Here is a 6,470-nt window from a genome sequence, read left to right as displayed (position 1 = left end):
GCGTACGGCTTTTATCAGCTGATTGGCGAATTCACCTCTCTGGCCTCCATCGGCATGCTCTCGTTTGCTGCAGCGGCCCAGTTTGCCCCCGCGCTGATTGGCGGGCTGTACTGGAAGCGCGGCAACCGCTTAGGCGTGATCGTGGGCATGAACGTGGGCTTTGCTATTTGGGCGTACAGCCTGCTCATGCCCGCCATGATTAACGCTGGCGTACTGCCTCAAGCGTGGCTTGCCGGTGGCCCGCTGGGGCTTAACTGGCTGTCGCCCACGGCGCTGTTTGGCCTGAACATGGGCGATGCCTTTACCCATGGTGTGATGCTTTCGCTAGGGGTCAATCTGTTCTGCTATATCTTTGTCTCACAGATCACCTCCCAGCGAGTGGTCGAACGCATTCAGGCGTCGCTGTTTGTGGATAGCGTCGAAACCCGCCAAACCTCCGTTAATCGCCCCTGGACAGGGGCCACAACGGTGGGTGATTTGAAAGTGCTGTGTGAGCGCTTCTTAGGCGCGGGCCAAGTCGACCGTGCTTTTGATGATTACGCACGCCGAGCAGGCAAGCCGTTGGATGACGGCACCCGCGCCTCCATCGACGTGATCCAATTTACCGAGCGCTTTCTCGCGTCTGTCCTGGGGGCATCGTCGGCGCGGATCGTGGTGAACTCTGCACTTCAAGGGCGAGGCATTGGTATTTCCGATGTGATCTCCATCGTAGATGAAGCCTCCCAGGTACTGGAGTTCAACCGTGCCCTGCTGCAGGCCACCATCGAAAACATCAACCAAGGCATCAGCGTGGTCGACCAGAACCTGCGCCTGGTGGTGTGGAACCAGCGCTATTTAGAGCTGTTCCGCTTTCCTGATCACATTATTCGCGTTGGCGCACCGATGGATCGCATCTTCCGCTACAACGCCCACAACGGCGAGTACGGCCCTGGCGACCCGGAAGAGCACGTGCAACTGCTGCTGGATAACATTCGCGATGGCCAACCCCACCGCTACGTGCGCTACCGCCAGGATGGGAGCGTGCTGGAAGTACAGGGCAACCCGATGCCCGGCGGCGGCTTTGTCTATACCTATCAGGATATTACCCAGCAAAAGCGTATCGAAGAGGCGCTGATCCGCTCAGAAAACAATATCCGCATCTATACCGATAACGTCCCGGCGCTCATTGCCTACTTCGATAAAGAGAGCCGCTATCTCTTTACCAACCGCGCCTACGAGCAGGCGTTCAACATCGACCGCAACGCGGTGATTGGGCGGCGCTACAAAGACGTGCTGCCGGTGAAACAGGCCGAAGAGCGGGTGCCCTGGGTACAGCGCACCCTGGCCGGTGAGCGGGTCAGTTTTGAAGTCTCCATGCGGGTCAACGACGCCATGCGCTATATGCTGGTGACCTATACGCCTCACTTTGGCGACAGCCAATCGATTTTGGGTTTCTTCGCTCTGTATCAAGACATTACCGAGCGCCGCCAAGCGGAAATCGCCCTGAAAGAGACCAACGAGACCCTGGAAGAGCGGGTGCGCGAACGTACCCAAGCACTCTCAGAAGCCAACGCCGCACTGCGCCAGGAGAACCGTGTGCGCGCCGAAGCGGAGCAGGCACTGCGCCAAGCGAAACAGCTCGCGGAAGACGCCAACGCCTCGAAAACCCGCTTCCTGGCTGCCGCCAGCCACGACCTACTGCAACCTCTGAATGCCGCGCGCCTGTTTACCTCTGCGCTGATGCAGAACGTCACCGCCAGCGACACCCAGCGCACCATTGGCCATATCGACAACTCGCTGCAAGCGGCCGAAGAGCTACTAGGCACGCTGCTGGATATCTCAAAACTGGATGCGGGTGCGCTAACGCCACGGCGCAGCCATTTCGCCTTAGCCGATATTTTCCGTCCGCTACGCGCTGAGTTTGAGGTGATGGCCGATGATCGCGGCTTGGACCTCGACGTTGTGCCCACTCAGCAATGGGTAGACTCCGACCCGCAGATGCTGCGTCGCATCGTGCAAAACTTCCTCTCTAATGCCATTCGCTACACCCAAGAAGGCCGCGTGCTATTGGGCTGTCGCCGCCAGAGTGGGCGGCTACTGATTGAGGTGTGGGACAGCGGCCCCGGGATTCCTGAATCCAAGCTAACGGAAATCTTCCAGGAGTTCCGCCGTCTGGATCAGGTCTCCCGCCATAAAGAGAGCGAAAAAGGCCTTGGGCTGGGGCTCTCCATTGCCGATCGTATGAGCCGCGTTCTGGATCACCCCATCAAAGTGCGCTCGTGGGAAGGGGTAGGCACGGTGTTCTCGGTCAGCGTCCCCATCGTTGCGGCCCGAGAAATAACCGTCGCCGATCAGGAGCCCAGTGGCCGTCGTAGCGGTAATAAGCTGGCGGGCACACGGATTGTGTGTATCGACAACGAAACGCTGATTCTAGAAGGCATGACCGCGATGCTCAGCGGCTGGGGCTGCGAAGTGTTTACCGCCACGAGTATCGGTGGAGCAAAATCGATTCTACGCAATATGGACGGTGATCCTGACGCCATCCTGGCGGATTATCACCTGGATAACGAGGTCACCGGCCTGATGGCGCTAGAAGCACTTAGTGAGCGCTTTGCAGGGGCCGTTCCCGGCATTGTCATCACCGCCGACCGTACCGAAGCCGTCGCAGAAGAGATCAAGCGCGCAGGCTACCAGCTCCTGCTCAAGCCGGTGAAACCAGCCGCCCTACGCGCACTGCTCACTCGTACTCTCCAGGCCAGCCGCGCTAAACCCTAATAGTGAACCCAAAAACAGCAGCGCCGCGCTTAGAAAAATCTAAGCGCGGCGCTGTTCACCTGCCGTTAGCCGTTACGACTCGACTTTCGGCGGCTCCACTTCGAGTTTCTGCGCGGCAATAACCGCCTGAGTGCGCGAGTGCACGCCCAGCTTACGCAAAATGGCCGTCACGTGGGCTTTAATAGTCGCTTCTGACACATTCAGCTCGTAGGCAATTTGCTTATTCAGCAGGCCTTCGGTCAGCATGTTCAGTACGCGAAACTGCTGGGGTGTTAGCGAGGCAATCGCCTCGGCAAAGCGCGACTCCTCTTCACTGGTCTCTTCCAGTACATTGGCGAGTGCTTCCGGTAACCACACCTCACCCTGCAGAATCTCGCCGACCGCTTCCGCGATCAGTTGCAGCGATGATGATTTAGGAATAAAACCAGAGGCACCGTAGTCGATAGCACGACGCACCACGTAGGGCTCATCGCTGCCGGACACGACGGCTACCGGAATATCCGGCATCTGCCCGCGCAGTTGGATGAGACCCGAAAAGCCGTGGGCGCCAGGCATATGAAGATCCAGCAGAATTAAATCCGCATCGGGGTGTCGATTAACGACCTCAGTGGTGGCTTCCATGGTGTCGGCTTCGACAATCTCAGCCTGGGGGGCCAACTGGCGCAACGCCTGGGTGAGCGCTGCACGAAACAGCGGATGGTCGTCAGCGACGATAAACTTATGGGCTACTGCCATGGATATTCCTCCGGTTCCTCGAGCAGCGGGGTTGCCTGCCGCCGCGACGCTAGGCTCATACGGTTGAAGCATGGTACCCCATGGGCTTCATCATGCCCAAGCATCACATGCACAATTTGTTATTGAGACGTCATCCGAACAGAAACAGCAGTGCCGGCCCTATGGCCGGCACTGCATCGGATAAGCGCAGTTTGCCTGATCGTAATGAGCAAACGCTTGACGTCCGTCATTGAAAATCGCCCCCACTGCTGAATGCCAGCGGGGGCGATCAGATTACTGATTTGCCCGATGCTCAATCAAGTCATCGACGACCGATGGATCTGCCAGCGTGCTGGTATCGCCCAGACCATCGCACTCGTTGGCGGCAATTTTGCGCAGAATGCGGCGCATAATTTTACCTGAACGCGTTTTCGGCAGCCCCGGTGCCCACTGGATAACATCCGGCGAGGCAATCGGCCCGATATCTTTACGCACCCACTGGGTCAGCTCTTTCTTTAGCTCGTCCGTGGGGTCGATACCGTCGTTCAGGGTAACGTAGATGTAGATACCCTGACCTTTGATATTGTGGGGGAAGCCCACCACCGCCGCTTCAGCCACAGCAGAGTGCGCTACTAGCGACGACTCGATCTCAGCAGTACCCATACGGTGGCCAGAGACGTTCAGCACGTCATCCACACGGCCCGTAATCCAGTAGTACCCATCCTCATCACGACGGCAGCCGTCACCAGTGAAGTACATGCCGTCGTAGGTGGAGAAGTACGTCTGAACAAAGCGCTCGTGGTCGCCCCAGATAGAGCGTGCTTGCCCCGGCCAGGAGTCTAGAATCACCAGGTTGCCTTCGGTAGCACCTTCCAGCGTGTTGCCCTCGTTATCGACCAGAGCAGGTTTAACGCCGAAGAAAGGCGTCGTTGCTGAGCCCGGTTTCAGGTCGGTGGCCCCCGGCAGCGGCGCAATCATGATGCCGCCGGTTTCTGTCTGCCACCAAGTATCCACAATCGGGCACTTCTCGTTGCCGATCACGCGGTAGAACCACTCCCACGCTTCGGGGTTAATCGGCTCCCCCACCGACCCCAGTAAGCGCAGCGAATCACGCTTGCTGGAATCCATCACGTTGTCGCCATGAGCCATCAGCGCACGCACGGCTGTGGGCGCGGTGTAGAGGATATTGACCTGATGCTTATCGACGATTTCACCCATGCGGCCGTGGGTCGGATAGCTCGGCACGCCTTCAAACATCAGCGTAGTGGCACCGTTCGCCAGCGGGCCGTAGACGATATAGCTATGCCCGGTCACCCAGCCCACGTCGGCCGTACACCAGTAGATTTCGCCCTCTTGATAGTCGAACACGTACTGATGCGTCATGGCGGCGTAAGTCAGGTAACCGCCGGTAGTGTGCTTCAAGCCTTTCGGCGCGCCGGTGGAGCCTGAGGTGTAGAGAATGAACAGCGGGTCTTCCGCGTTCATCGCCTCGGCCGGGCACTCGCTGGACTGTTTGTCGACCAGCTCGTCAAACCAGATATCGCGGCCTTCCTGCCAGTCGATCTCACCGCCGGTGCGCTTCACGACCAGCACGTTTTTGCACACGTCGGTGCCATCGCGCTTGAGCGCGGAGTCGACGTTCTCTTTCAGCGGCACATGCTTGCCGCCGCGAACCGACTCATCGGCAGTGATCACCAGTTTGGAATCTGCGCCGATGACCCGCTGGGCCACAGCGTCTGGCGAGAAGCCGCCAAATACCACCGAGTGCACCGCACCGATACGGGCGCAGGCCAACATGGCCATGGCCGCTTCGGGAATCATCGGCATATACAGCGTTACTGTATCGCCTTTCTGAACACCCAGCGATTTCAAGCCGTTTGCTAGCTGATTGGTGCGCTCGTAAAGTTCGCGATAACTAATATTTTTGGATTCGTTGGGGTTATCGCCTTCCCAAATAATCGCCGTTTGGTCGCCGCGCTTCTCTAGGTGGCGATCTAAGCAGTTCGCCGCGACGTTAAGTTCGCCGTCTTCAAACCAGCGAATATCGACGTTATCTCGGGCGAACGAGGTGTTTTTGATTTTGCTGGGGGTTTTAATCCAGTCGAGGCGTTTTGCTTGCTCGCCCCAGAAACCTTCTGGGTCGTCCATGGACTGCTGATACATTGCCGCATATTTATCTTTATCGGCCCATGCCTTGGCAGCGATGCTATCGCGCACTGGATAGACGTTTTTATGCTCGCTCATGAAATTGCCTCTGTCCGTGAAGTTGCACTCTCTAGAAAATGGTGTCGGCCTTATTATTGACTACACCGACGCGCGTAATATTTACCTAGCATAAACCTGTCCTGAACGGCTTCCCTTTAGACATTGGTATTAGCGTTTTTTATTTTAAAAACAATGATTTAAAATAGTATCACAGGTTTTTAAATGCGCTGTAGACCAAGGTCTGATCACAATGGCGGCAACGATAATGACGCCCCTTTACCACTAAGGCATGACGTCTGGCGGTAAAATGATGGATCTGGCAGCCACACTCATACCGATAAGGACGCGGTTGGGAACGCTGAATATCAAAGCGGTGCGTTACTCGGGGGGCCAGCCCAAACAGATCACGCATGACCGACTGCCACTCGCGGCCGTGGGGCTTTAAGCGCGTGCCGTTGGCCAGATGAAAGACCAGCCAGTGGGCCATCTCGTGGGGAATCACTTCATCGAAGAAGGCTTGTCGATTGTCTTTCAACAGCACTGGGTTAAAGCGTAGTCCACCCCGCCCAAGATGCGCTTGCCCTGCTGAAGCACCTTTCAAATCAAACCATACCTTTGGGGCAGGCAACGCTGGGTAGACTTCTCGGCAGCGTGCCAGGGCCTGCGCCACGCGCTCTTGAGCCGCCTGAAGCAGCGCGTCATGAGAACGCGACATGAGCTCATCGCGCGGCCAAGGGGGCAGTGGTGACGTCTTCATTAGTGATAAACTAGCCATTAGTGACGTTGCTCGATTGTGA

General features: G+C 57.4%; 4 protein-coding genes. 1 reads left to right on the top strand and 3 read right to left on the bottom strand.

Annotation, left to right across the window (positions count from 1 at the left end; all coding sequences use genetic code 11):
- Window positions 1-2,754, top strand: a 2,754-nt coding sequence (locus BIS10_RS06275) for a NahK/ErcS family hybrid sensor histidine kinase/response regulator (RefSeq protein ID WP_253503529.1), incomplete at its 5' end; no start/stop codon positions are given.
- Between the two features lie 72 nt (window positions 2,755-2,826).
- Here the strand turns inward: BIS10_RS06275 and BIS10_RS06270 are convergent.
- The 3 genes from BIS10_RS06270 to BIS10_RS06260 all read right to left on the bottom strand — a co-directional run bounded on the left by BIS10_RS06270 (window position 2,827) and on the right by BIS10_RS06260 (window position 6,388).
- On the bottom strand, window positions 2,827-3,489 hold the full coding sequence (locus BIS10_RS06270) for a response regulator transcription factor (RefSeq protein WP_016916171.1): 663 nt from the start codon (window positions 3,487-3,489) through the stop codon (window positions 2,827-2,829).
- Window positions 3,490-3,762: 273 nt separating this feature from the next.
- Window positions 3,763-5,712, bottom strand: a complete 1,950-nt coding sequence (gene acs, locus BIS10_RS06265) for an acetate--CoA ligase (RefSeq protein WP_253503526.1) — start codon at window positions 5,710-5,712, stop codon at window positions 3,763-3,765.
- 169 nt (window positions 5,713-5,881) lie between these two features.
- Window positions 5,882-6,388: a SprT-like domain-containing protein gene (locus BIS10_RS06260; RefSeq protein WP_253503524.1), complete on the bottom strand. Its 507-nt coding sequence runs from the start codon at window positions 6,386-6,388 to the stop codon at window positions 5,882-5,884.
- Window positions 6,389-6,470: the final 82 nt, after the last annotated feature.

It is taken from the genome of Halomonas sp. 707B3, assembly GCF_024158645.1.
In the GTDB taxonomy this organism is placed as follows: domain Bacteria; phylum Pseudomonadota; class Gammaproteobacteria; order Pseudomonadales; family Halomonadaceae; genus Vreelandella; species Vreelandella lionensis.
This window is presented reverse-complemented; position numbering and strand designations above follow the sequence as displayed.

Coding starts and splice junctions, on each gene's coding strand:
- BIS10_RS06270 (WP_016916171.1), bottom strand. CDS start 3,489: ATGGCAGTAGCCCATAAGTTTATCGTCGCTGACGACCATCCGCTGTTT.
- acs (WP_253503526.1), bottom strand. CDS start 5,712: ATGAGCGAGCATAAAAACGTCTATCCAGTGCGCGATAGCATCGCTGCC.
- BIS10_RS06260 (WP_253503524.1), bottom strand. CDS start 6,388: ATGTCGCGTTCTCATGACGCGCTGCTTCAGGCGGCTCAAGAGCGCGTG.